The organism is Kineosporiaceae bacterium, from assembly GCA_016713225.1.
Lineage (GTDB): Bacteria > Actinomycetota > Actinomycetes > Actinomycetales > Kineosporiaceae > JADJPO01.
The window spans coordinates 735,383-760,010 of record JADJPO010000001.1; the positions used below are offsets into that span (position 1 = coordinate 735,383).

A 24,628-nucleotide genomic window follows, 5' to 3' on the forward strand; every position below is an offset into this window, starting at 1 on the left:
GCCATGGGTATGGCCCACGGTCGCCGGGAGTCGAACCAGGAACACGCTCGGTGGCGCGACTCGGCAATCCAGACGCTGGAGGCGATTGCGCTCCACGCGGAGAGTGGCCGGCTCGCGGCGTCCGAGGCGGATCTGTCGGCCGTACTGGGCACCGTCACGCGCCAGGCGCGTCGCCAGGTGGTCGAGCTGAGGTCGTTGGTCGAGGACACGCCTGGCGTGGACACGTCAGCGCCCTCTCTCTCGGCGCCGCGTACCCCGGCCCGCACCACGGCGATCACGGTGTACATCGTCGAGGATCACCCGCTCTACCTCGACGCGCTCTGTCGTGGGCTCGCGGCCGATCCCGACCTCGAGATTGCCGGGGTCTACGGGGCGTTGCGCGAGTTCCCGTTCGCCGTCAAGGGCGGCGTCGTGGTGCTCGATCTCGATTCCGTCGGTCCGCAGGGCATCCAGGCCGTGAGATACCTGGTGCGCCAAGGGTTCACGCCGCTGCTGATCTCGGACCGGGCACAGCGCGAGGACGTGCAGGGCGGCATGGCCGCCGGCGCCCGGGGGTATCTGTGCAAGCGCGCCACCATCGGGCAGATCGTGGAGGCGATCCAGGCCGTTGCCGGCGGTCGGACCTATGTCTCGCCCACCCTTGCCTCGTTCGCGCTGTCCGGTGACCGGGGCGCTCGCCGGGCGTCGCCGCACCTCACCACGCGTGAACGTGAGGTGCTGATCCTGCTGGCGGCGGGCGAGACCGATCAGAGCATCGCCGACCAGTTGCGGCTGAGCGTGCGGACCGTGCGGTCCTACCTCGAGCGCGTGCGCGAGAAGACGGGACGGCGCCGTCGTGCTGATCTGACGCGATATGCCATCGCCGAGGGGCTGATGTTGGCGGGCTCCACCGTCGAACCCGGCTAGGCCGGCTGGACCCGGTGTGGCGGCGGGCGCTCGTCACGGCTCGACGCTGGAGGCCCGGGCGTCGTCGTCGGGTGGTGCCACCGAGCGTCGGCGGGACGCGTGCCGCCGCGCCTTGGAGCGGTTGCCGCAGACGGCCATCGAGCACCAGCGGCGCCGGCCTCGCGGTTCGGTGAACAACCAGCCGCAGCCCGGCCCGGGGCAGGCCGACACCGTGCTGGCGCGATGGCACAGCAGCTGCTCTGCGGCGAGGGCTGCAGCGTCGAGTGCCGCGAGCGGCCACCCCTGCTCGATGGTGTACTCCGGCGCCGGCTGAACCTGCCACGCGGGTCGGCGCGCGGCGTCGTCCCGGTCGGGGCGCAGCACTGCCCGCGTTCGGGCATCGGTGGCGGCACGGGCGATCTCGTCCCAGTCGGACGGCGTGCCGCGGCCGAGTGCGCAGGCGTACAGCGCCTCACGGAGCCGGATGGCGCGCGCCGTGGCACCGTTCGAACCGTTGCCGGCGTCGGGAGCGATGCGGGCGAGGACTCGGCGCGGGGGAGGCGGCCGTAACCCGACGTCGGCCGCCCACAGGGTCAGGGCGCGGTCGCCGGTCAGGTACTCCCTGGGCTCCGGACCGCCCCATCCGGCCCGGGTGTTGCACAACTCGAGGCCCGGATCCCCGCTCACGTGGTCGGGCAGCGCGACGCCGTCCACCAGGTGTGAGCTCATGTCCAGATCGTACGACCAGCTAACCGGTAACTGATACCTTTCCGGTTATGTGGTTCCTGGTGCCCGCGCGGCTGGCGTACATCTGGCGGCGGTGGCTGCCGGTCGTCGTCGGTCTGGGCATCGCGACGGCGCTGCCCGTGCTGGTGGCTGCCGTGGGGTCGGCAACCGCCATCTCTGCTCTGCGGCAACAGCTCTCGAGCCTGCCGCCCGGTGAGCGCAGCGTCACGATGTCGTTCAACGGCATCGTCGAACCGGCCGAACTCGACCGGCTCGACCGGCTGGTCGCCACGGCGCTGCCGAGGCTGGCGGAGCCGCCGATCCGCCGCCAGATGCTCTACCGTCAGATCGTCGAGGCGCCGGCCGGCAGGTACGGGGCGTTCGTGTTGGCCGGCACCGACGGCTTGGCCGGTGCCGTCCGGCTCACCTCGGGTCGGCTGCCCAGCAGCTGTACCCCGGCCCGCTGCGAGGTCGTCGCCCTCGGCTCGCTGGTCGCCACGCCGCCGCCCCACCTGGGCCTGATCGTGGTTGGCCAGGCGCAGCGAACCGACACGTTGCTGCTCTCGGGCACCTTCGATCCCGGCGCCGGGGTGCCGGTGCTGCTCGGTGACGGGGCGCGGCAGGTCTCGGCGCTGGCCGCCCTCGCCTCGTTCGGGCGCAGCTACGGCTGGGTGGCCCCGCTGGATGCCGATCGGGTTCGCGCGCTGGGCCTGGCGGCCTGGGTGCGCGAGGGGGCCGTGGTCGCCCAGGACCTGTGGCGCGACGCCGAGGGGCTGGTGGTCACCGCTCCCGTCGACGCGGTGCGTGAGCAGGACCGTCGCGCCCGGCTGTCGGTGCAGCGGTTCGGCCTGCTGGGCTCGTCCATGGCGGTGCTGTTGCTCGGCACCGCGGTGGTGGGTGGTGCCGGGGTGCGCCACGACCATGCGGCATGGGCCCGAGTGTTGCGGCTGCGAGGCGCTCGCCCGGCCCGCATCGGGCGCTTGGTCGCCGTCGAGATCGTGGCCGTGGTGCTGGGCGGCGCAGTGCTGGGCGGGATCGCCGGTGGTCTGGGGGCCGCTGTGGTGGCCGAGCGCGCCGGCCTGCCGTGGGGCGAGACCGTGATCGCCGGGTGGCGTGCGGCGTGGGTGCCCGACCTGGTGCTGGTCCTCGCGGCCGCCGTCCTGGTCGCACTCACCGTGCGCGGGCGGACCGCGTCCGCGGCGATCACCGGCGTGGCGCTGGCGGCCGGGCTCGGTGCGGCACTGCTGGTGGTGCGTGGCGGGGTCGCGGTGAGTGGTGGCGGCGATCCGTTGCTGGGGTTGCTGCCGGCTTTGATCCTGACGGCTGCGGGCCTGGGGCTGGCCCGAGTCTGGCCGGCCCTGGCGCGGGCCACCGCGCGGGTGGTGCCCCGTCGCGCGGTGGCCGCCCGGCTCGGGATCGGGGCCGTGGCGGGTCGTCCGCTGCGTCCGGCAGCGACCGCGGCCCTGCTCGCCGCGGCGATCGCGGCGGCGGCCTTCGCGGCGTCTTACCGGGCCACCCTCGACCGGGGGGCAGCCGACCAGGCGAGTTTCGCGGCGCCACTGGACGTTCGGGCGACCGGCCCGGCCGGCGCCCGACCGCAAGACCTGCTCGGCCCCTCCGAGTGGGCGCAGGTCGCCGACGGCGACGCCGTGGTGCCCGTGCTGCGCGCTGCCTCGCGGCTTCGCGTGGACGCCGAGCAGGGGGCCACGGTGCAGCTGCTCGGGCTGCCGCCGGCGGCACTGGGACGCATCTCGCGCTGGGACGCCGTCACCGGGGGCGCCCGGCTCGGCGACACCGAGCTCTCGGTGGCGCAGGTGAGCAGCGCAATCCGCACGTCGACAGCGGCTTTCGGAACCACGCTGCCCCCGGGGCGGACGCTGCGCATCGTCACCACCGACCCGGTGACCGTCGCCGCCACCGCTCACCTGCGCACGGCCGACGGGCGTGAGCGCAGCGTGCCACTGCGGGTGGCGGGTACGGCGACTGCACCGTCGTTGCTCGGTGAGCTGCCGACGCTCCCCACGCTCGACAGCCGCCCGCCGACCCTGAGCCTGATCGCGATCAGCCTGCGTGAACCGACCGATTCGGCCACCCTGCGCCAGCACAACCTGGGTGAGGGCAACCGCGATCGAGCCGCCGTGTCCGGGCGGATCGTGTTCGGCACCGTCACCGTGGACGGGCAGGCGGCTCAGCAGGCATGGCAGGGCTGGACGGCGAGGGGCGGGGTGGTGGCGACCGATCGGTTCACCGTCGACTACCGTCTCGATCAGGGTCTGGCACTGCTGACCGGCCCGACGAGTGGACCGGGCAGTGCGGGTGCGGAACCCCTGCCGGTGATGACCGATGCCCTCACCGCCGCCGAGGCGGTCTCGGGTCGCCTCACCCTGATCCTCGACGGGGTCGGGCTGCCGGTGCGGGTGGTCGCGGCCACCGAACAGTTCCCGACGCTCTCGGGCCGCTTCGCGGTGGCGGACGGCGGTGCGCTGGCCCGGTTGCTCGACCTGCGCAATCCCGGAACCGGTCAGGCCGGCGAGGTGTGGCTCGACCTGCGGCCGGGGGCCGCGATCGATTCCAGCGCACCGCCGTTCGACAAGCTGGTGGTGAGCAGCCGGGCCGACATCGAGTCGGCCGCCCGGGCCGACCCGGTGGCGCGCGCGGCGTCCGGCGTGCTGTTGCTCGTCGCCATCGCCGTGCTGCTGGTCGCTGCCGGTGCCCTGGTACTGCTGATCGCGGGGGAGCGTCGTGAGGACGCGGCACGCGCCTACGCCTGGGAGGCCGACGGCGTGCCACCGAGCACGGTGCGGTGGGCGTTGTGGTGGCGGGCCGTGGCCGTGGCCGGCCCGGCGGTGCCCTGGGGCATCGCGGTCGGTCTGGGCCTGGCGGCTCTGACCGCCCGGCTGGTGGCGGTGACCGCTCTGGCCACCACACCTCACCCACCCCTGATCGCGGTGACCGGGTGGGCCATGGCACTGGCGTTGCTGGGCGGGGCACTGGTGCTCTCGCTCGGGATCTCGGGTGTGGTGGCGGGCGCAGCCCTGCGCGAGCCGCGCCCGGTGCGATCGGCGCCGCAGCCATGACCGGCCGACCGGGTGCGCCGGTGGTCGAGGTGCGCGATGCCTTCTGCCTCTACCAGGTTCCGGACGGTGCCGTCGTGGCCTTGCGGGGCCTGACACTCGGCGTGGCGGCCGGGGAACGCGTGGTGGTACACGGCCCCAACGGATCGGGCAAGAGCACTCTGCTGCGGCTGCTGGCCGGTGACCAACAGCTCGCCGCCGGTCGGGCCACGGTGGCCGGTGCGCAGGTGGGGACGGTCAGCCGCGGTGGGTGGCAGGCCCGCACCCTGGGCTGGGTCGATCAGAACCCCTGGCGTATGCTGCGGCCCGAACTCGACGTCCTGGGCAATGTGCTTCTGCAACAACGCCTCCTGGGCGTCGATCCGCAGCGGGCTCGGAGTGCCGGTGAGGCGCTGCTGACCCGGCTCGGTGTCGATCACCTCGCCCGGCGGCGTCCGGTGACCTTGTCCGGCGGGGAAGCGCAACGGGTGGCGATGTGTGCGGCCCTGGCCCACGGTCCGCGTCTGCTGCTGGCTGACGAGCCCACCGGCGAACTGGACGCCGTGACGGCTCTCGAGGTCTATGACGCACTGGCCGACGCGGTGGACTCGACCGGTGCGGCACTGGTGTTGGTCAGCCACGATCACCGGGCGGCACGCGTGGCCGATCGGGTGGTCCGGATCCGCGATGGGCGGCTCTCGGAGACCTGGCAGCCGGCGGCCGATGGCTCCCCACCGCGCGAGTTGCTGGTGGTCGACGACCGCGGCTGGGTCAGGCTGCCCGACAGCCTGCGTGCCGGTCACGACGCCGGCAGCCTGACGCTGCGCCCCGAATCGGCCTCGGACGGATCGATGGTGTTGCGTCCCAGCGAATTCGGGGCGGCTGGGACGGTGACCCCCCGAGGCTCGGTTCCGTTCGCGGGACCGCGTCGGGTCGGCGCTCCCGCCCAGCCGATCGTGGCCGAACTGACGGGCGTGGTGCGTCGCTACGGCGAGCGCACGGTGCTGAACCGGGTCGACCTCGAGATCAGGGCGGGCCGGTTGCTCGTCGTCCGGGGACCTTCCGGCACCGGCAAGAGCACCCTGCTGCGGGTTCTCCTGGGCCTCGAATCCATTGACGGGGGACGGATTCGGCTGGACGGCGTCGATCTGGCCGAGCTCGATCGCGCCGGTGCTGCCGCGTTGCGCCGCCGGCTGACCTCGTACTGCGGCCAGGATGTCCAGCTCGCCGATACCTCGGACGCCGTCACGAATCTCGATCTGGCCCGATCGGTTCGGGGCCTGCCCGCCGACGACGCCGTGATCACGGCCTGCCTCGAACGCCTCGCGCTCGCGCCGCTGGCCGGGCGGTTGGCCGGGGAGCTGTCCGGTGGTGAGCGGCAACGTCTCGCCGTCGCCCGCGCTCTGGCGGTCTCGGCCCGGCTGCTCGTCTGCGACGAGCCCACGTCGCAGCTGGACGAGGCGAGTGCGCAGGCGATGGCTGCGGTGCTGGCCGAGGAGGCCACTCGTGGTGCCGCCGTGGTGGTCGCCACCCACGACCCGGTGTTGATCGCCGCGGCGGACGAGGTGCTCGGCCTGGGCTGAGCGGGTCTACGTGGGACTCCGCTGTCTCAGCCGATCTCGACGACGACCGGGGCGTGGTCGCTGGCGCCCTTGCCCTTGCGCTCCTCGCGATCGATCGCCGCGCCGGTGACGCGGGCGGCCAGGGCAGGTGAGGCGAGGACGAAGTCGATCCGCATGCCCTCGCGCCGCGGGAAGCGCAATTGGGTGTAGTCCCAGTAGGTGTAGACCCCCGGCCCGGGCGCGTGGGGTCGCACCACATCGGTGAAGCCGGCCTCGACCACGGAGTGGAACGCCGCGCGTTCGGCCGGGCTGACATGGGTACTGTCGGCGAACTTCGCCATGTCCCAGACGTCCTCGTCGAACGGAGCCACGTTCCAGTCGCCGACCAGGGCGATGGCCGCCTCCGGATCTTTCTCGAGCCATTCCAGCCCGGCCTCGCGCAGCCTGCCCAGCCAGGCGATCTTGTACGCCAGGTGGGGGTCTGCCAGGGTGCGGCCGTTGGGCACGTACAGGCTCCACACCCGCACCCCACCGCAGGTGGCTCCGATGGCCCGGGCCTCGGCCGCGGCGGGCTCACCCCAGGTCGGCATGCCGGGGAAGCCCACCTCGACGTCGCTGATCCCCACCCGGGAGGCGATCGCGACCCCGTTCCACTGGTTCAGCCCGTGGTGCACCACCTCGTAGCCGGCGGCCTCGAACGGCAGGAAGGGGAACTGGGTCTCGCGGCACTTGGTCTCTTGCAGGGCCAGCACATCGACCCCGGCGCGGGGCAACCAGTCGACGACGCGGTCGACGCGGCTGCGGATCGAGTTCACGTTCCAGGTGGCCAAGCGCACGCCAGCGAGGCTACCTCGGCCCCGAGGCGGTCGAATCCGCACCAGTGTCGTCACGAGTGCGCGCGACATCGATGTCAGACGCCTGATCCGTGAGTTGTGACGAATCTGGTGCGACGCATCTGCCCGACGGGCGGCGACCGCCGCGGTAGACAGGGGGCATGCCTTCTCATCTGTCCGGCACCGCGCTGGTCAGCGGGGCCACCGCCGGAATCGGCCTGGAGTTCGCTCGCACCCTGGCCGCCCAGGGCCATGAGCTGGTAGTGGTCGCCCGCGACGGGGCTCGGCTGCAGCAGGTTGCCGATCAACTGCGTGCCGAGTTCGGTGTCGGAGTCGAGGTGCTGGTGGCCGATCTCTGCGACCGCACTCAGGTGGAGCGGGTGGCCGATCGGCTGCGCGACACCGCCGACCCGGTCGACATCCTGGTCAACAACGCCGGATTCGGGCTGGCCCAGCGGTTCGTCGGCGGCGACCTCGAGCGGGAGGAGGCGATGCTCGCGGTGCTGGTGACCGCCGTCCTGGTACTCAGTCATGCAGCCGCCCCCGGTATGGCCGCCCGAGGCCGTGGGCAGATCATCAACGTCTCGTCCGTGGCCTCCTTCCTGACCACGGGCACCTACTCGGCGGCCAAGGCCTGGGTGACCACGTTCACGGCCTCACTGGCGATCGAGCTCGACGGCACCGGCGTCACGGCCACGGCGGTCTGCCCCGGATTCGTGCGCACCGAGTTCCACCAGCGCCTCGGCGCCCGCGGCCCGGTGGCCCCGGCCTGGGCTTACGTGCCGGTCACCGAGGTGGTGAACACGGCCCTCGCCGCGGCGGTCGCCGGACGCCCGGTGAGCATCCCGACCCGGCGGTATCGAACCGTCGTGGCGCTCGCCCGGCAGCTGCCGCTGAGGCTGAGCCACCGCGTCAACCGGCGCCTCGCCGGCGGCCGACGGGGACGGGGCCGGCAGCGCTGAGCGCCCCGCATCCGGGGTCCGGCTCGGCGTAGGCTCGGGGCCGTGAGCGCCGACGTGACGACTGCCGTGACCACCGACGACCGCGAGGCGTTGCGCTCGCTGATCACCGACCTGGCGGTGGTGCACGGCCGGGTGACGCTGTCCAGTGGCCGCGAGGCCGACTACTACGTCGACCTGCGCCGCATCACACTGCACCACCGGGCCGCCCCGCTGGTCGGCCGGGTGATGCTCGACCTCGTCGCCGGCTGGGACTACGAGGCCGTCGGCGGGCTCACCCTCGGCGCCGACCCGGTGGCCACCGCGATGCTGCACGCCGCTGCCGCCCGGGGTGAGGCCCTCGACGCCTTCGTGGTCCGCAAGGAGGGCAAGGCGCACGGGCTGCAGCGCCGCATCGAGGGTCCCGACGTACCCGGACGGCGCGTGCTGGCCGTCGAGGACACCTCCACCACCGGTGGGTCGGTGCTCACCGCGGTGCAGGCGCTGCGCGAGGCCGGGGCGAACGTGGTCGGGGTCGCGGTGATCGTGGATCGGGGTACCGGTGCCCGCGAGGTGGTCGAGTCCGAGGGCCTCGAGTATCGGGCGGCGTTCGGGCTGGCCGATCTCGGCTTGTGACCGGCCGGCCCGAAGCCGGTTCCGCGCGTGAGGCACGGCGGGTCAGTCCTGGGGCTGGGGGAGCACCTCGTCGGCCGGTCCGCCGACCGCCGGTGAGGGCTCGGGGCCGACCGGCTTCAGCTCGAACGGCACGCTGAGGCTGACGTCGTCCGACCCGGACCAGCCCGGGTACACGTACTCGACGCGCACGTGGTAGCCGCCCGAGGTCATCAGGTATCCGGGCACGCTGCCGAAGGTGCCGGTGCCGCTGCGCAGCACGTGGCCGGCCTTGGTGACCGTCCAGTGCAGTCGTGTCCCGGGAAGGTACGCGCCGGTGACCGGGTGTTTCGCCGTGGCCTTGATCGTCAGGGGAATCCCGGCCGTGTGCTTGCCGCCCGCGGGCGAGAGCACGTGGACCTGGGCGATCAGGGGGACGTCCCCATCGGTGTCGCCGTCATCGCCCTCGGTGCCATCGCCCGGTAGCCCATCCGGGTCGTCGCCGGGCGAGCCCTGCCCGGACGAGCCCTGACCCGCCGAGCCCTTGCCGGACGAGCCCTTGCCGGACGTGCCCGGGTCGGACGAGCCACCCGCGACGGCGAGGCCGGCGCCCGATGCTCCGCTCGAGACGCCGGTGCCGCGGGAATCGGCGGCCACCGGCGTGCCCGCCCCCGGGGAGGCGGGGGCCGAGGCCGAGCCGACCGGTCCGGACGCCGCGACGGGTCCGCGCTCGCCCGGGCGCAACAGATAGGCGATCGAGCCTGCGGCGATCCCGAGCAGGACGGCGATGACCACCACCAGCGCGATGCGGTGCTGGTGAGGGCTCGGCGCCGGGTCGACCCCGAAGGGATCGACCACCACGGCGGGGTAGCGCTGAGCCGGCATGCCGGCCGCCTGTGGCGCCGGTGACGGGCCGTCGAGCTCGGCGCGGGTATCGAAGATCATCTGGTGGTTCACGGCTGCCTCCCGAGGTGTCCGACCCGCTGGCGTGGGCCGTCGTCGTGGCCCGCACGGTGCGAGCTCTCGGCACCACGACGGGGCAGCCCGGGTGGCCCAACACCCCAGGACGACAATTTCTGCGGAAATTTCCGGCGAGATGTCGAGGGGTCCGGGTACGAGGCCACAGAAAGCCGGCTCCTGGGGTGTCAGACTCGTCCGCGCGGGTCGTCGTGTTGCCATGAGGTCGCCACACGCACCGGGAGGTCGGGGATGGATTCCGGCGAGCGCACCGAGGCGGAACTCGCCCTGGCCTGGCAGGCCGGTGAGGCGGGCGCCTTCGATGCGGTCTACCGTGCCTTCGCCGCCCGGTTGTTCGGCACCGCCGTCGCCCTGGTGGGGGATCGCCACGCCGCCGGCGACGTCGTCCACGACACCTTTCTGCGCGCCGCCACGCGCATCGGCACATTGCGTGATCCGGCTCGGCTGCGCGCCTGGCTGTTCGCGATCCTGCGCAACGAGGCCACCTCGTGGCACCGGTCGCGCTCCCGCACCGGTGGTGGGCTGGACGACGGGCCGGCCCCGGTGAGCGAGTGGCTCGCGGACGACGCCCCGGCGGCCGACGTCCAGGCCTCGCGCCGCGAGCTGGCAGATCTGGTGTGGACCGCCGCGGACGGGCTGCAACCGCGCGATCGCGAAGTGCTCGAACTCCACCTGCGCGGTGGTCTGGAGGCGGCCGACCTGGCCCAGGTGATGGGGGTGACCCCGGGGCATGCCGCCGTCCTGCTGTCGCGGATGCGGGACCGGCTGGAACGCTGCCTGGGCGCCGTGCTGATCGCCCGGTCGGGACGCCAGGACTGTGCCGCTCTCGACCAGCTGCTCGACGGCTGGGACGGCCGGTTCTCCCTCGCGGTTCGCGGCACCGTGGTGCGTCACGTCGAGGGTTGCCCGATCTGTGGACGACGGCGGGCCGGGCTGGTCTCGCTGCAGCACCTCGCGCCGGTGATCGTGCCGCCGGTGGTGCTGGTGCCCGAGGATCTGCACGCCCGGCTGGTCGCGGACCTGTCGCAGCTCGGCGGGCCGGGCGGGGCGGCGTCCGGTGCTGCGGCACCTGGTGCACCGGGCCAGTTGCCGTCCGGGGGCTGGGCCTGGCGGGACGACGGGTTCCCGTGGCCCGCGGTCGATCCCGACCTCGAGTCCGCGGTGTCGGACGGGGCCGTCGGCGCGGTGTCCCCGAGTCTGCTCTTCGACCGTGACCCGCACCGGGTCGGTGAACCGGCCACGCGCCGCCGTTCCGCGCTGGTCGTGGCGGCCGCTGTCGTGCTGCTGCTCGCCGCGGTGGGGGTCGTCGTCCGACGCGCGGGGGAGCGCACCGAGGTGGCGCTGGCCGATGCGCTCCCGCCGGGGGCATCGGCCTCGGCGCTCGCCTTCCCGGGGGCCACCGAGTCGACCGCAGCGTCGGCCGCACCGTCCTCCGATGTCTCGGCAGGGTCGTCCGCCGGTGCGCCGACGGGAGCCGGCGCTCCGCGCGCCGGCACCACACCGCCCGCGCCGTCGACGCCGCAGCCGACCTCCTCGACACCTCGGGGGTCCGCCACACCGTCCGCGTCCGGGTCCTCTCCGTCGATCGTGGTCACCCCATCGCCGCCCACGCCGTCCCGGTCGGGGAGCGTTCCGGCGACCCCGACGCCGTCGCCGGACCCGTCCCCGTCTCAGGTGCGCCCCTCACCCTCGGCCACTCCGCTGCAGATCCTGCGGGTGAGCGCCGGCCCCGCCACGGTGCTGCAGTCGGGGTGTACCCCCTCCACCGCCACGGTGTCGGTGGTGGTCCGGGGCGTCGCTCCGTTCACCGGCACGGTCCGCTGGCAGGCGGCCAAGGGTCAGTACGTGACGACGTCGCTGACCCCCACCGGCACCGGGCTGTCCGGCCGGGTCGGCCCGTTCGGCGTGACCGGCACGATGACGCTGAGCGTCGCGCTTCAGGACGCCCAGGGGCGCAGCGCAACGGCGGCCCCGTCGGTCACCGTCGCCGCCTGCCGAGTGATCGGGTGAGCCGCGGCCTCGGCGATGATCATCGGTCGGTGAGTTCCGCTCGACCGGAACACGACGACCAGCGATCCCGACGCGACGCCCAGGAGCAGGGTGTTCACCAGGGTCAACACGATCGCCTGGGGTGCGGCCAGATACGGGCGACGGTTCATGGTGCCTCCAGGGTTCGACTGATTCTCGGGCGCCCGGATCGGGGCACTCGTGATCAAGACGTCGATGCCCGTGGCGGGACTACACCCCAGCACCTCGGGTGAACGGAGGAGATTGCCGTTCGGTCGGCCGGGCGAGGGGTGGGCTGATGCCCGACAACAACCGAAGGGCCTGGGCTGCAACGAATCTCCGGTTTCGATGATCGACACCGGCCAGTGTCAGACTCACGCCCGTCGGGGCGTGTCGGACGCCTGGTCGTGGCTACTGGAGGTCGGATGCGTCCTGCCGGAGGAGTGCACCCCGACGAGCATCCGCCCACCGCCGCACTCTCGGTGCCGCCCGACGGGAGTGATGCCGACCTCGCACTGGCCTGGCAACGCGGCGGAGCGCCGGCCTTCGATGCGGTGTACCGCCGCTTCGCCCCGGCCCTGTTCGGCACCGCCCTGGTGCTGGTCGACGACCGCAGCAGCGCGGGCGACGTCGTCCACGAGACCTTCGTGCGCGCCGCGACCCGCATCGGCACGCTGCGCGAACCGGCCCGGCTGCGGGCCTGGTTGTTCGCCATCCTGCGCAACGAGGTGGCGTCGTGGCGCCGGGCGGGGGCGCGCGTGGCGATCAGCCTGGACCAGGGCGCCAGCCCGGTGAGCGAATGGCTCGAGGACGACGCGCCCGCGGCCGATGTCGAGGCCTCGCGCAGCGAGCTGCGTGAGCTGGTCTGGACCGCTGCCGACGGGTTGCAGCCGCGGGATCGTGAGGTGCTCGAGTTGCACCTGCGGGGCGGGTTGGAGGCGAGCGACCTGGCCACCGTGATGGGGGTGACCCCGGGGCACGCCGCGGTGATGCTCACCCGGATGCGTGATCGGCTGGAGCGGTGTCTGGGCGCCGTGATGATCGCGCGCTCGGGCCGGCCGGACTGCCCCGGTCTCGACCAGCTGCTGGACGGCTGGGACGGCCGGTTCTCGCTGGCCGTGCGGGGCCGGGTGGTGCGGCACATCGAGAGCTGCCCGGTGTGCGTGCGGCGCCGCGAGGGGCTGGTCTCACTCGACCGGCTGGCGCCGGCGCTGCTGCCGCCCGCGGTGGTGCTGCCCGAAGAGCTGCACGTGCGCCTGGTGAGTGCGCTGACCCAGCTGTCGACGCAGCCGGCTGCCGCAGCCGTGGGGGCGGCGTCCGCGGCGGTGGGGCAGCTGCCCGGCCAGCGGCGTGACGAGGCATGGCAGGACGACGGATTCCCGCGGGTGCCGCTCGATGGCGGGACCGGACCGGTCGTCGGGTCAGGTCATGTCGCGGCTTCGGTGGCCCCCGGCGTGGAGCCGGTCGTCGCCCCGGTGGTCGCCCCGGACGACGAGCAGGAGCGCGAGCAGGATCGGGCTGCGGGTGTCGTGCTGGGCCGGGATCTGGCGGTCGACCTGGACCTCGACCCCGGGGACGACCCCTGGCCCGGTGAGGATCGCGAGTCGGCGGATCGGCGTCGCCGGCGACGGATGGGGTTGGTCGGCATCGGGTCCGTCACGGCCCTCGCGATGGGCGGTTGGTGGACCGTCGATGATGTGATCTCCGGGCGGGGCGGTGTCGTGGTGCGTCCCACCAGCCCGCCGATGGCCTTCCCCGGGGACCTGTCCTCGCCCGACGGTTCGCCGTCGGGAGGTGGCGGGACCGGTTCCGCGCCCGGATCCCTGCCCGGATCTCCCGGATCCCTGCCCGGATCTCTGCCCGGATCTCTGCCGACGCCCACCCTGGTGCCCTCGCCGAGGTCATCCCCGGTGCCGGGGGTGAGCCCCGGCCCGGACACAGCGGCCGACGGCGCCGTTCCCGGAGGGTCCCCGGCGACCTCCCCCGCGGTGCCGACGTCCGGCTCGGCCACACCCACCGGACCGGCCACGGCCTCGCCGTCCTCGGGTGGGCCGTCGTCCGGCAACCCCACCGTGCCGCCGAGCGAGACGCCGCCGACCGCCCTGCCGTCGCCCCCCGCACCCTCGCCGCCCGCGCCGCGGCCCCCCACGCCGACGCCCAGCCCGTCGCCTGCCCCGAGCCCGCAGATCGTGGCCGTGACCGTGAGTCCTGCGCAGGTGATGTTCCTCGGGTGTACCCCCGATACGGCCGGCGTCACGGTGACGTTCACGTCGCCCCTGCCGGTCAGCGGCACGGTGTCGTGGACGCCGGGCGAGGCGGGCGCCGTGACCGCGCCGCTGCAGCCGGCCGGGGCGGGCGTGCTGTCCGGTCAGGTGGGGCCGTTCACCGGCCTGGGGTCGCGAACCCTGACCGTGACGGTCACCGACACGGCGGGCACCAGTGACGTCGGCACGACCACCCTGACGGTCCAGAATTGTCTGGTGATCAGCTGACCAGAACCCTGCTACGTCGCAGGAGGGTCGCGTACGCTTCCGCGCCATGACCAGTCGCGCCGTGCCCCCAACCCGTCCCACGCCCGTCGCCGACGTCGATGGTGCCAAGCGCACCTACGAGCTCGACCGGGCGCACGTGTTCCACTCCTGGTCCGCCCAGGCGACGCTCAACCCCCTGGTGGTCGCGGGGGCGCAGGGGTCGTGGGTCTGGGACGGGGATGCCACCACCTACCTGGACTTCTCGAGCCAGCTGGTCTACACCAACATCGGGTTCGGCCACCCGAAGGTGGTCTCGGCGATCCAGGAGCAGGCCGCGTTGCTGGCCACCGTCGCCCCGCAGCACGCCAACGCCGCGCGCTCGGAGGCCGCCCGGTTGATCGTCGAGCGGGCGCAGCAGATCGGTGGCGTCTCGGCCGGTGACGGCGACGACTTCACCCATGTCTTCTTCACCAACGGCGGCGCCGACGCGATCGAGAACGCCGTCCGGATGGCGCGGCTGCACACCGGCCGCCGCAAGGTGCTCGCCCGGTACCGCAGCTATCACGGCAACACCACCACGGCGATCAACCTCACCGGTGACCCGCGGCGGTGGCCGAACGACTACGGCGCCGAGGGCGTCGTCCACGTTCAGGGGCCGTTCCTGTACCGCTCGTCCTTCCACGCGACCACCGAGGAGGAGGAGTGTGCGCGGGCGCTGGCCCATCTCGAGCAGACCATCGTGCTCGAGGGCGCCTCGACGATCGCCGCCATCGTGCTGGAGTCGATTCCGGGCACCGCAGGCATCATGATCCCGCCGGCCGGGTACCTGGCCGGGGTGCGTGAGCTGTGCGACAAGTACCAGATCCTGTGGATCGCCGACGAGGTGATGAGCGGCTTCGGCCGGGCCGGGCGCTGGTTCGCCTGTGAGCTGGCCGGGGACGGCGTGCGCCCCGATCTGATCACCTTCGCCAAGGGCGTGAACTCGGGGTACGTGCCGCTGGGCGGCGTGATCGTGTCGAGCGCGATCTACGACACGTTCGCCACCCGGGCGTTCCCCGGTGGGCTGACCTACTCGGGGCACCCGTTGGCCTGCGCCGCGGCCGTGGCGACCATCAACGCCATGACCGAGGAGGGGATCGTCGAGAACGCCGACCGGCTCGGCCGTGAGGTCTTCGGCCCGGAGCTGGCCGCCATGGCGCAGCGCAGCCCGATCATCGGCGAGGTGCGCGGTGCCGGGGCGTTCTGGGCGCTGGAGCTGGTGCGCGACAAGGAGACCCGCGAACCGCTGGTGCCGTTCAACGCTGCCGGGGACGCCAACGCGCCGATGCTCAAGCTGGGGGCGGCGTGCCGCCAGCGCGGTCTGATGCCGTTCGTCAACGGCAGCCGGACCCACGTCGTCCCGGCCCTGAACATCACCGACGACGAGGCCCGCTACGGCCTGGCCCTGCTCGAAGAGGCGCTGGACGACGTCGCGCGCCTCGTCATCGACCAGGACTCCTGACCACCCCACCAAACCGGCTCATGCTCCGCAGGTGACGCTCGATGCTCCGCTGAGGCCGCACACAAGGCCTCCCTGCGGGTATCAGGCCGTCACCCGCGGAGCATGAGCAGGTTTTGGTCAGAGGGTTGGCCGGCAGGACCGGGCTCGGTGGGACCGTCAGCGCTCGGCCGGCTCGCGTCGTCCGGGGTCGGGCACCGATCAGTGAGCGCATCGACGTCTGCACCACCCGCTCCACGGGTGCCCCGAGACGCCGACCGACCCCGTGTCGTGGCACGCGACGTCCGATCATGATCGTGACGACGTGGTCCGTCGTGCAGGCCGAAGCGTCACGATCATGATGTTCGCCCTCCGTGACCCTCACCCGACCTGCTCATACTCCGCGGGTGACGCGGATGGGCTCCCTGGGAGGGTCCAAACGCGTCACCTGCGGAGCATGGCGAGTCACCTGCGGAGCATGAGCGGGTTTGTTGGTGGGGTGTCAGGGGGTGTGGCGGTCGGCGTTGGCGTGGATGGCGTCGCGGACGTACTGGGCCAGGCCTTCGTGGACGTCCTCGTAGGTCTTCGTGAACCTCGGGTCGGCCAGGTACATGTCGGCCAGGCCGCGGTGCATGTCGTAGCCGAGGTCGTAGAACCGGTCGTGGATCTGGCGCCGGTGGGCCTCGGCGGCGTCCATGGCCTCGACCGACGTCGCGGGCAGGCCCGCCTCCAGGGCGGCGACGAAGGCGACGTTGACCGCCTCGGCCTCGGCCTTGACCGCCTCCCAGTCGGCGCGGGTGTAGCGCGAGGTGCGCGACCGGGACTGCTTCCAGGCGTCGGTCTCGCCCCAGCGCTGCTCGGCCTCGGCGGCGTAGTCCTCGCCGTAGCCGTCGCCGAACAACTCCTTCAGCTCGGCGGCACTCAACGGTTGGTCGGTCATGGTCGTCTCCAGGGCGTGATCGAGGGCGGTGATCAGGGCGTGCAGGTCATCCAGCCGGGACGAGACCACCTCGCGCTGACGGCGCAGGTGGCTCGCGACGCCGTCCGGGTCGGCGTCCAGCAGGTCGGCGATCTGCTCCAGCGAGAAGCCCAGCCGGCGGTAGGTCACGATGTGGGCCAGCCGAGTGAGATCCCTTGCGGTGTAGAGCCGATAACCGGACGACGTCCGCTCACTCGGGCGCAGCAACCCCACCTCGTCGTAGTGGTGCAGGGTGCGTACCGTGATGCCGAATCGGCTGCTCACCCGGCCGACCGACATCGGCTCGGCGGCTGCGTGCGTCGTGTCCATGGCCCCCACTGTGTGGCCTCACGCCGGGGGAGGGTCAAGCCGGTTCGCCGACGGCTCGCAGATCACATCGAGTCGAGCCGATCTGCCCAGGCCACGGCGCCGGAATCGACCTACAGTGCTCAGTAGGAGGTGTTCTCGATGTCGCACCAAACCGCAGCCTCCGTGATCTCGCTCCCGCTGGACGAGGTCGAGGAGCGTCTCCACGATGTTCAGACCTGGCCCCTGTTCCTGGAGGATCTCGAAGAGATCAGCAAGGCAGGGCATCACCGATACCGCATGGTGATCCGCAGCGGTCGCACGACCCGTGAGGTGGTTGCTGCGATCACTCATCACCACCGCGAGCATCGCTTCACCTGGAAGGCCCTCGAAGGGCCGATGTACGAGGGTGAGATCCGGCTGCACGCCGAGGGCGAGAAGCAAACGAAGATCAAACTCCAGTTCACCGCCGATCCGGTCGGCTTCATGTCCGGGCTCGCCGAGTTGTTCGGGTCGCGCAACGACACCGCAGAGATCGACCTGCGCAAGATGGAGCAGGTGTTGCGCCACGACCACGACCTCGAGCACGAGGTCGAGAAGGACGCCGAGCACGAGCTCGAGCACGGTCACTGACCTGACCATCTGACCGGACCATCTGACCGCACGTGTCCCGCGCTCACCCGAGCCACCTCGGGTGAGGTGGCCCGGCCCGACTAGGCTCGCGAGCGTGAAGGTTCTCGTGCTGGGCTCCGGTGCCCGTGAACATGCCCTGGTCGCCGCCCTGTCCGCCGATGCGGACGTCCGCGACATCGTTGCAGCCCCGGGCAATCCGGGCATGCCCGTACCCTGTCGGCCGGTCGACGCCGCCGACCCGGATGCCGTCCGGGCTCTGATCGAGGCCGAGGCGAGCGCCGGCACGGGCTTCGACCTGGTGGTGGTCGGCCCCGAGGCCCCACTGGTCGCCGGGGTGGCGGACGCCGTCCGCGCGGCCGGGGTGCCCTGCTTCGGCCCCTCCGCCGAGGCCGCCCGGCTCGAGGGCAGCAAGGCCTTCGCCAAGGAGATCATGGCCGCCGCCGGGGTCCCGACGGCCATGGCCCACGTGTGCACCACCCTCGACGAGGTCGCCGAGGCGCTCGATGCCTTCGGTGCGCCCCACGTGGTCAAGGACGACGGCCTGGCTGCCGGCAAGGGTGTGGTGGTCACCGACGATCGGGACGCTGCGCTCGCCCACGCGCGCACCTGCCTGGCCGGACGCCCCGACGCTGCCGTGGTCGTCGAGGAGTACCTCGACGGCCCCGAGGTGTCGCTGTTCGTCCTGTGCGACGGCGAGAGCGCGGTGCCGCTGGCCCCGGCGCAGGACTTCAAGCGCGTGGGTGATGGCGACACCGGGCCGAACACGGGAGGCATGGGCGCCTACAGCCCGTTACCGTGGGCACCGGCCCACCTGGTCGACAACGTGGTCGATCGGGTGGCGCTGCCCGTGGTGCGCGAGATGGCCCACCGTGGCACCCCCTTCAGCGGGGTCCTCTACTGCGGCCTGGCGCTCACCGCGCGCGGTCTGCGCGTGGTCGAGTTCAACGTGCGTTTCGGGGACCCCGAGACCCAATCGGTGCTCGCCCGACTCGCCACCCCGCTCGGCGGGGTGTTGCTCGCCGCGGCCACCGGCGCCCTGGCCGGCCTGGCCCCGCTGCGGTGGCGGGACGCCGCCGCGGTCACCGTCGTGCTCGCCGCCGACAACTACCCCGCCGCCCCGCGTACCGGTGACGCGATCACCGGCCTGGACGCCGCGGCGTCCGTGACCGGGGCGAGCGTGCTGCACGCCGGAACGGCGCGCGACCCCGAGGGCCGGTTGGTCTCGGCCGGCGGTCGGGTGCTCTCGGTGGTCGGCCTGGGTGATGATCTGGACGCCGCACGAAGCGTTGCGTACGAGGCGATCTCGCGTATCGAGTTGCCGGGGGCGCACTACCGCTCGGATATCGCGGCCGTGGCGGCCGCCGAGTCCTCGGCGGTGGCCTCGGCATGAGCGCCGACGCCGATTCGCCCGTGGCAGAGGCGGATTCGCCGGCGGCCGGGGTGCCGGGGTGGCGCCACGTCTACTCCGGCAAGGTGCGTGATCTCTACGTACCCGCCGACTCCGCCGACGCCGCCGACGCCGACCGCGTGCTGGTGGTCGCCAGTGATCGCATCTCGGCCTACGACCACGTGCTGGTCACGCCGATCCCCGACAAGGGCCGGATTCTCACCGCACTCAGCCTGTGGTGGTTCGAGCGGCTCGCCGGTGTGGTGGCCCATCACGTGCTGACCACCGAGGTGCCCGCGGCGGTGGCCGGCCGCGCCATGATCTGCCGCCGGCTGGAGATGATCCCGGTGGAGTGCGTCGCCCGGGGCTATCTGACCGGGTCGGGGCTGGCCGAGTACGTCGCCACGACGAGCGGCGGCGAGGGCGGTCGGGGCGATCGGGGCGGTCAGGGCGGTCAGGGCGGTCAGGTTTGCGGCGTCCGGCTGCCGCCCGGGTTGCTCGACGGATCGCGATTGCCCGAGCCGATCTTCACCCCGGCCACCAAGGCCCCGATGGGTGAGCACGACGAGAACGTCACTTATGACCAGGTGGTTGCGAGGGTCGGGCAGCCGACCGCAGCGCGGATTCGTGAGCTGACCCTGACCGTCTACGCGACGGCCGAGAAGATCGCCCGCGATCGCGGAATCCTGGTGGCCGACACCAAGTTCGAGTTCGGCGTCGGTGCCGGTGCCGGTGACATCATGCTCGGCGACGAGGTGCTGACCCCGGACTCCTCGCGGTTCTGGCCGGCCGACGGCTGGCAGCCCGGGCGGGCTCAGCCCAGCTTCGACAAGCAGTTCGTCCGCGACTGGCTGACCTCGGCGTCGTCCGGGTGGGACCGCCATGGCGACCAGGCGCCGCCGCCCCTACCCGAGGACGTCGTCGAACGCACCCGCGCCCGGTACGTCGAGGCCTACGAGCGGCTCACCGGCCGGCGCTGGACGAACTGAGCACCTCTGCGGACGGCGTGGCGCCGGACCCGGGCGAGTCCTCGGTGCCGGCATACCGCGCCACGAAGGCGCGCAACAGGGCGGGCGGGTGAGTGACGTCGCTGGCCCGGGCCATGGCCTTGATCTCGTCGGCCTGTTCGGGGGGAAAGTACCCGGCGTGCTTGTAGACCTCCACCCGGGTACTCAGCCCGTCGACGTCCAGCTCGGGGTGGAACTGGGTGGCGTAGACGTTGCGGCCCACCCGGAACAGCTGCACCGGGCAGGTGGGTGAGCCGGCGAGCAGGACGGCGTGGTCGGGCAGCACACTGACCGCCTCCTTGTGCCCGACGAAGGCGTCGAAGCTGTCCGGCAGCTCGGTCAGCAACGGATCGGCCCGGCCGTCGCGGGTCAGGGTGATCCGGACGGCGCCCACCGGCTCGGCGTAGGTCCGGTCGATCACCGCCCCCTGATGCGCGCCCAGGGTCCCGATGCCGTAACAGGCCCCCAGGAACGGGAAGTCCGCGGCCACGACCTCGTCGAGCAGCCGGCGCAGGTCGGCCTCGACACGCCGCTGAACCGTCGACTTGGCCTCCTCGGGGTCGCTGGAGTTGAACGGTCCGCCGCCGAGCAGGATGCCGGAGTAGTCCGCCAGCTCGATCGGCCCCAACGGGTCACGCTCGAGGCGGTGGCGCACCAGGTGGCGTTCCGCCAGGCCCGCGAAGTGCTGGAAGGCCTGGTACTCGTTGTCCGCGGCGGCGTCTTCGGCGCGCGTGGCCAGCAGCAGGAACGGTTTCACGTCGGTCAGCCTAGATCCCGCTGCGGGTCGTGCCCCACCTGGGCCGGCGCGGTCAGCTCCGGACCGGCTGATCGGAGTCGAGGTCGATCGGTGCAGAGCCGTCCAGCACCGGCATGCCGAGCAGCTGGGTGAGCCAGTGCGCCGCCGAGCGCCGTCCGTACGGCGACAGGGCCGCGTCATGGACGGCCAGCACGGCGCGTGGGGCCACTGCGCGGGCGAAGTCGATCGCCGCCCCGAGCGAGAGCCACGAGCCGCTCACGGGCAGCGCCAGGACGTCGACCGTGCCGCTGCCGCGGGGAGGGACGGCGTCCAGGGCGTCCCCGGGGTGGAACACCGTGCTGCCGCCGGGGCTGCGCAGCAGCAACCCGATGTTGCCGATGCGGGGCGCCTCGGGATGCACCGGGGCGTGCAGCCCGCCGAGGGCGGACACCTCGAATCCGGCCACGGTGACAGCCTGGCCCGGGTGCAGCCCCCGGGCCTCGATCCCCACCCTGGTCAGATCGCCGGCGGCCTCCGGCTCGGTGATCAACACCGCGGTGGTGTTGCCGTCCAGCAACACCGGCAGCCGCTCGGCGTCCAGGTGATCGCTGTGGCCGTGAGTGATCAGGACGGCGTCCAGATCCGTGAGTTCCTCGGCACCGGGGGACATCGAGCCCGGATCGATCAGGACCCGGCTACCGCCGTCCTCCAGCAACAGACAGGAATGTCCGAGATGGGTCAACCGCATACCCCCACACAAGCACCGTGCGGCCCGAGCAGACAGGGCACGACGTCGCGCGACCCGCCGCTGTGATCGACGACCGGGTCAAGCGTCGAGGCCGGTCTGCCGACATCTCGAAGCAGGTCTGTTCCGCGGGCGACACGGCAGTGAGCGGGGGGTGAGAGGGCGGTGGTGATGCGCGGGCGCACGAGGTCCGCCGCGGCCGGCTCCACACTGCTCGCTGCCCTGGTGATGTCGCTCGGATTCCTGTTCGCCTTCGCCGACCCGGCAGCCGCCCGCCCGGCACAGGTGAGCATCGCCATCTTCGATGACGACGCCGACCGGGCGATGTTCCCGGGTCTGAACCTGGCGCCGGATCACACGTACACCCAGTGCCTGCGCATCCAGGCCCAGGCGCTCGAGCCGCAGGACTCGGTGCGTCTCGCCGCGGTGGACGTGGCGGGCACCCTGGCCGCTCACCTGCAGCTGACGGTCGAGCTCGGGGACGGCGCCCGCTACGGCGACTGCGCGGGCTTCACCGGCGCCGTCCTGTTCCAGGGATCGCTGGCCGACCTGGCCGCCTCCGGCACCCGGGGCGTGGCCACCGGGTGGACGCCGGACGCCGACCCGGCCCGGTCGTTCCGGGTGACCGTCGCGCTGGACGCCTCGACCCCCCAGGGCGTCACCGCCGAGGGCAGCTTCGTCTGGCAGCTGACCTCGAACGCTTCCCCGGAGGTCACCCCGACCACCCCGACACCCACGCCGACACCGACGACGACACCGACGACGGCCACGCCCACGACGCCCACGACGACCAGCACGACCGACCCGACCGACCCGACGCCGTCCGTGACACCCGAGAGCAGCCCGTCGCCGACCACGCGCCCGACCGTGCCGGGCGGCGGATCCTCCTCGGGCGGCGGCTCGAGCATCGAGCCGGATCTGACCCTGGGCCGCGCGCTGGCCCGGGTTCAGGAGGTGAGTCGTCAGGTCGCGGTGACCGTCGGCGCCGTCGTCTCCCGGCCGCAGTACCCCCTGCTGGCCCTGCTCTTCGCCCTGGCCTTCCTGATCGTGCAGGACCGCATCGACCGGCGTGACCCCAAACTCGCCGTCAGCTCGGTTCGCCAACGGGACAACGAGGTCTCCTTTCCCGACCGATTCGGTGGTGCGCTGTGAACTCTGCTCCCGCTCGACGCTCCGGCATCGAGGTGGCCCCGCTCTCGCAGCGGACAGCCGCCATGGCGTTCTTCCGCCTCGCGGCGGTCGTCGTCCTCGGGGTGTTGGGCGGCCTGCAGACGGACCTGACCGCCGGCGACGCCTGGGTGGTCGGTGGCTACGTGATCTCGACCGGCCTGCTCTCGGCGGTGGTCTGGACCCGGTTCACCACCCTGGCGGTGAAGGCATTCGGCGTCAGCCTGCTGCTGGACGGCGTGTTCGTGCAGTACGCGCACGACCGTCTGGGGCACGGGCTGGCCACCGACACCGTGGTGGCGGCCTTTCTCGTCGCCGTATGTCTGTTGGCGTCCTTTCGCACCGGCCTGAAGCTGGCCGTCTGGCAGTCCCTGATGCTCGTGATCGCCTGGCGCGGTGAGGAGAGTGGGCTGTTCCCGCGCGTCCCGGGGACGCCCGGAATCAGTCGCGAGATCCTCGTGGTCACCGACACCCTGGTGCTCTGGCTGGTGGTGATCGTGACCTCGGTGGCGGCCTCCATCAACGAACGCGAACTGCGGCGTCGGCGCTACGACGCCGAGTCGTTGGAACGGTTGGCCTCCGCGCTGCTCACCGACGAGACCCCCGGTGCCGTCACCGAGCGGCTGCGGGACTTCGTGGTCGACGAGCTCGGCGCCTCGCGGGCCGTGGTCCGTCACCGACTCGCCCAGGACGACACGGCGTCGGCCTACCTCGACCTGGCGGCCACCCGCCCCGGGGCCACCCTGGCGCTGCGCCTGGATCCCCGACTCGACCCCGATCTGGCCGCCGAACTGCCCGGCGCGCGCCGGTTGGCGGCGATCCCGTTGCGGGGATCGAGCGAGGGGCGGCAACAGTTCCTGGTCTTGGACTTCGGCCCCAGCCGGTGGCGCAGTCATCGGGTGGAGCGCCGGGTGATCGAGGCGGCGACGCAGGCCGCCGCCACCGCGGCCCTGGCCCTGGCTCGCGCTCAGCTGATGGAACAGGCCCAGCGCGCCGCCGTGACCGACGGACTGACCGGCGTGGCCAACCGCCGGGCCTTCGACACCGCTCTCGCCGAACACGAACGGGCCTGGCGCGAGCGGGCGACGCCGTTCGTCCTGGTCCTCGTCGACGTCGACTTCTTCAAGAAGGTCAACGACGTCCACGGTCACCCGGTGGGTGACCAGGTGCTGGCGGCGGTGGCACGCGTGCTCACCGAGCAGGCCGGGGCACGGGCCTTCGTCGCCCGCTACGGCGGCGAGGAGTTCGCGATGATCATGCCCGGCATGGACACCGCCGCCGCGGCGGTCCTGGCCGACCGGGTTCGTCTCGGCCTACCCCTGGCGGACTCGCCGGTGAAGGTGACCGCCAGCATGGGGGTCGCCGGTGTGCCCGAGGACGCCGACGGCATCGAGGCCGTGATCCGCGCGGCCGACGACGCCCTCTTGCTGGCCAAGCGCACCGGCCGCAACCGGGTGGTCATCGCCGGTCCGGACACCCAGACGGCCTTGCAGGCGCACCTGGCGGCCGAGGCCCAGAGCCCGGCGGCTCAGGACTCCTCGGGCCGTTGACGCCCGCGTGAGGCCACGAACACCAGGGCGGCGCAGCCGGTCGTGATCAGCCAGAGCCGGGAGGTCTGGTCGGCCCGGCCGTGCTGCAGCAGGGCCAGTCGTCCGGCCGCCGGCACCACGAGGCGCCCCACCCCGAGCAGTTCATCGGTGGTGTGCAGTTCGGAGTCCATGCTCGGGTTGGCATCGCCCTGGGTACGGAAGCGTCCGTCCGGCTCGACCCGCACGATGCGGTGCACCACCCGTCCGGTCGCGGTGTAGGGGTCGCTGAGCAGCACCACCTGTCCGCGTGCCGGTGCCTTCGTGGGCGGCGCGAACAGGACGACGTCGCCCGGATCGATCCAGGGTGCCATCGAGCCGGTGACCACCAAGGTGGGATGCCAGCCGATGACGAGCGGCGCCAGGGACCAGCCGATCAGGGAACAGACCACCAGCAACCAGCTCGTCGCCGCCGTGTTCAGCAGTGACCAGACGGCCCCACCCAACCCACCGCCCAGCCCGCCGACCCGGTCGGCGGCGCCGTCCGGGTCGGGTCGCTCGGCTGGGTCGCCACGGCCGCCCGGCAGCACGGTCACCTGCGGGGGCACCCCGCCCGTCATG

Annotated in this window: 21 protein-coding genes; 13 read left to right on the top strand and 8 right to left on the bottom strand. The window is 72.8% G+C overall.

Annotation, left to right across the window (positions count from 1 at the left end):
• Nucleotides 1–9: 9 nt before the first annotated feature.
• Nucleotides 10–906 (top strand): response regulator transcription factor, encoded by an 897-nt coding sequence (locus IPK24_03345; protein MBK8074608.1) that lies wholly within the window; start codon nucleotides 10–12, stop codon nucleotides 904–906.
• Nucleotides 907–939: 33 nt separating this feature from the next.
• On the opposite strand, the gene IPK24_03350 is transcribed toward IPK24_03345, so the two are convergent.
• A complete protein-coding gene (locus IPK24_03350; GenBank protein MBK8074609.1) occupies nucleotides 940–1,266 on the bottom strand; it encodes a CGNR zinc finger domain-containing protein in 327 nt (108 codons plus the stop codon).
• A 395-nt stretch (nucleotides 1,267–1,661) separates the two neighbouring features.
• Here IPK24_03350 and IPK24_03355 point away from each other — a divergent pair, with 395 nt between their 5' ends.
• Nucleotides 1,662–4,688: a hypothetical protein gene (locus tag IPK24_03355; GenBank protein MBK8074610.1), complete on the top strand. Its 3,027-nt coding sequence runs from the start codon at nucleotides 1,662–1,664 to the stop codon at nucleotides 4,686–4,688.
• Entirely contained in the window at nucleotides 4,685–6,247 is a 1,563-nt protein-coding gene (locus IPK24_03360) for an ATP-binding cassette domain-containing protein (protein ID MBK8074611.1), read from the top strand. The genes IPK24_03355 and IPK24_03360 overlap by 4 nt, the downstream gene beginning before the upstream one ends.
• 26 nt (nucleotides 6,248–6,273) lie before the next feature.
• On the opposite strand, the gene xth is transcribed toward IPK24_03360, so the two are convergent.
• Entirely contained in the window at nucleotides 6,274–7,062 is a 789-nt protein-coding gene (xth, locus tag IPK24_03365; protein MBK8074612.1) for an exodeoxyribonuclease III, read from the bottom strand.
• 158 nt (nucleotides 7,063–7,220) lie between these two features.
• Between xth and IPK24_03370 the strand changes: the two genes are divergently transcribed.
• Both IPK24_03370 and IPK24_03375 read left to right on the top strand, forming a co-directional pair.
• Complete coding sequence (locus IPK24_03370; protein MBK8074613.1) at nucleotides 7,221–8,021, top strand: SDR family oxidoreductase; 801 nt, start codon at nucleotides 7,221–7,223, stop codon at nucleotides 8,019–8,021.
• Nucleotides 8,022–8,087: 66 nt separating this feature from the next.
• The gene (locus IPK24_03375; GenBank protein ID MBK8074614.1) at nucleotides 8,088–8,633 is read left to right on the top strand and encodes an orotate phosphoribosyltransferase; all 546 of its coding nucleotides are present in this window, start codon (nucleotides 8,088–8,090) and stop codon (nucleotides 8,631–8,633) included.
• Nucleotides 8,634–8,675: 42 nt separating this feature from the next.
• On the opposite strand, the gene IPK24_03380 is transcribed toward IPK24_03375, so the two are convergent.
• Nucleotides 8,676–9,566: a hypothetical protein gene (locus IPK24_03380; GenBank protein ID MBK8074615.1), complete on the bottom strand. Its 891-nt coding sequence runs from the start codon at nucleotides 9,564–9,566 to the stop codon at nucleotides 8,676–8,678.
• 252 nt (nucleotides 9,567–9,818) lie between these two features.
• Between IPK24_03380 and IPK24_03385 the strand changes: the two genes are divergently transcribed.
• Nucleotides 9,819–11,597: a sigma-70 family RNA polymerase sigma factor gene (locus IPK24_03385; protein MBK8074616.1), complete on the top strand. Its 1,779-nt coding sequence runs from the start codon at nucleotides 9,819–9,821 to the stop codon at nucleotides 11,595–11,597.
• On the opposite strand, the gene IPK24_03390 is transcribed toward IPK24_03385, so the two are convergent.
• The gene (locus IPK24_03390; GenBank protein ID MBK8074617.1) at nucleotides 11,525–11,746 is read right to left on the bottom strand and encodes a hypothetical protein; all 222 of its coding nucleotides are present in this window, start codon (nucleotides 11,744–11,746) and stop codon (nucleotides 11,525–11,527) included. The two genes, IPK24_03385 and IPK24_03390, sit on opposite strands and share 73 nt — an antisense overlap.
• 273 nt (nucleotides 11,747–12,019) lie before the next feature.
• Here IPK24_03390 and IPK24_03395 point away from each other — a divergent pair, with 273 nt between their 5' ends.
• On the top strand, nucleotides 12,020–14,086 hold the full coding sequence (locus IPK24_03395; protein MBK8074618.1) for a sigma-70 family RNA polymerase sigma factor: 2,067 nt from the start codon (nucleotides 12,020–12,022) through the stop codon (nucleotides 14,084–14,086).
• A gap of 46 nt (nucleotides 14,087–14,132) precedes the next feature.
• Nucleotides 14,133–15,566, top strand: coding sequence for an aspartate aminotransferase family protein (locus IPK24_03400; protein ID MBK8074619.1), 1,434 nt, complete (start codon nucleotides 14,133–14,135; stop codon nucleotides 15,564–15,566).
• 478 nt (nucleotides 15,567–16,044) lie between these two features.
• Here IPK24_03400 and IPK24_03405 read toward each other — a convergent pair whose 3' ends face one another.
• Nucleotides 16,045–16,830, bottom strand: a complete 786-nt coding sequence (locus IPK24_03405; GenBank protein ID MBK8074620.1) for a MerR family transcriptional regulator — start codon at nucleotides 16,828–16,830, stop codon at nucleotides 16,045–16,047.
• A 138-nt stretch (nucleotides 16,831–16,968) separates the two neighbouring features.
• Here IPK24_03405 and IPK24_03410 point away from each other — a divergent pair, with 138 nt between their 5' ends.
• The 3 genes from IPK24_03410 (at nucleotide 16,969) to purC (ending at nucleotide 19,815) form a co-directional block, all read left to right on the top strand.
• The gene (locus IPK24_03410; GenBank protein MBK8074621.1) at nucleotides 16,969–17,439 is read left to right on the top strand and encodes an SRPBCC family protein; all 471 of its coding nucleotides are present in this window, start codon (nucleotides 16,969–16,971) and stop codon (nucleotides 17,437–17,439) included.
• A gap of 94 nt (nucleotides 17,440–17,533) precedes the next feature.
• Nucleotides 17,534–18,829, top strand: a complete 1,296-nt coding sequence (gene purD, locus IPK24_03415) for a phosphoribosylamine--glycine ligase (GenBank protein MBK8074622.1) — start codon at nucleotides 17,534–17,536, stop codon at nucleotides 18,827–18,829.
• Nucleotides 18,826–19,815 (top strand): phosphoribosylaminoimidazolesuccinocarboxamide synthase, encoded by a 990-nt coding sequence (purC, locus tag IPK24_03420; protein MBK8074623.1) that lies wholly within the window; start codon nucleotides 18,826–18,828, stop codon nucleotides 19,813–19,815. Before purD ends, purC begins: the two co-directional genes overlap by 4 nt.
• On the opposite strand, the gene IPK24_03425 is transcribed toward purC, so the two are convergent.
• Nucleotides 19,790–20,590 (bottom strand): glutamine amidotransferase, encoded by an 801-nt coding sequence (locus tag IPK24_03425; protein ID MBK8074624.1) that lies wholly within the window; start codon nucleotides 20,588–20,590, stop codon nucleotides 19,790–19,792. The genes purC and IPK24_03425 overlap by 26 nt on opposite strands.
• Nucleotides 20,591–20,642: 52 nt before the next feature.
• The gene (locus IPK24_03430; GenBank protein ID MBK8074625.1) at nucleotides 20,643–21,317 is read right to left on the bottom strand and encodes an MBL fold metallo-hydrolase; all 675 of its coding nucleotides are present in this window, start codon (nucleotides 21,315–21,317) and stop codon (nucleotides 20,643–20,645) included.
• Nucleotides 21,318–21,479: 162 nt separating this feature from the next.
• Here IPK24_03430 and IPK24_03435 point away from each other — a divergent pair, with 162 nt between their 5' ends.
• Nucleotides 21,480–22,466, top strand: a complete 987-nt coding sequence (locus IPK24_03435; GenBank protein MBK8074626.1) for a hypothetical protein — start codon at nucleotides 21,480–21,482, stop codon at nucleotides 22,464–22,466.
• Nucleotides 22,463–24,031, top strand: a complete 1,569-nt coding sequence (locus IPK24_03440; GenBank protein MBK8074627.1) for a GGDEF domain-containing protein — start codon at nucleotides 22,463–22,465, stop codon at nucleotides 24,029–24,031. Before IPK24_03435 ends, IPK24_03440 begins: the two co-directional genes overlap by 4 nt.
• On the opposite strand, the gene IPK24_03445 is transcribed toward IPK24_03440, so the two are convergent.
• A complete protein-coding gene (locus tag IPK24_03445; protein ID MBK8074628.1) occupies nucleotides 24,010–24,603 on the bottom strand; it encodes a S24/S26 family peptidase in 594 nt (197 codons plus the stop codon). The genes IPK24_03440 and IPK24_03445 overlap by 22 nt on opposite strands.
• Nucleotides 24,604–24,628: the final 25 nt, after the last annotated feature.

Bases quoted from the DNA above. Each gene is read 5' to 3' on its own strand.
- IPK24_03345 (MBK8074608.1), top strand. From the start codon at position 10: ATGGCCCACGGTCGCCGGGAGTCGAACCAGGAACACGCTCGGTGGCGC.
- IPK24_03355 (MBK8074610.1), top strand. From the start codon at position 1,662: ATGTGGTTCCTGGTGCCCGCGCGGCTGGCGTACATCTGGCGGCGGTGG.
- IPK24_03360 (MBK8074611.1), top strand. From the start codon at position 4,685: ATGACCGGCCGACCGGGTGCGCCGGTGGTCGAGGTGCGCGATGCCTTC.
- IPK24_03370 (MBK8074613.1), top strand. From the start codon at position 7,221: ATGCCTTCTCATCTGTCCGGCACCGCGCTGGTCAGCGGGGCCACCGCC.
- IPK24_03385 (MBK8074616.1), top strand. From the start codon at position 9,819: ATGGATTCCGGCGAGCGCACCGAGGCGGAACTCGCCCTGGCCTGGCAG.
- IPK24_03390 (MBK8074617.1), bottom strand. From the start codon at position 11,746: ATGAACCGTCGCCCGTATCTGGCCGCACCCCAGGCGATCGTGTTGACC.
- IPK24_03395 (MBK8074618.1), top strand. From the start codon at position 12,020: ATGCGTCCTGCCGGAGGAGTGCACCCCGACGAGCATCCGCCCACCGCC.
- IPK24_03400 (MBK8074619.1), top strand. From the start codon at position 14,133: ATGACCAGTCGCGCCGTGCCCCCAACCCGTCCCACGCCCGTCGCCGAC.
- IPK24_03405 (MBK8074620.1), bottom strand. From the start codon at position 16,830: ATGGACACGACGCACGCAGCCGCCGAGCCGATGTCGGTCGGCCGGGTG.
- IPK24_03410 (MBK8074621.1), top strand. From the start codon at position 16,969: ATGTCGCACCAAACCGCAGCCTCCGTGATCTCGCTCCCGCTGGACGAG.
- purC (MBK8074623.1), top strand. From the start codon at position 18,826: ATGAGCGCCGACGCCGATTCGCCCGTGGCAGAGGCGGATTCGCCGGCG.
- IPK24_03430 (MBK8074625.1), bottom strand. From the start codon at position 21,317: ATGCGGTTGACCCATCTCGGACATTCCTGTCTGTTGCTGGAGGACGGC.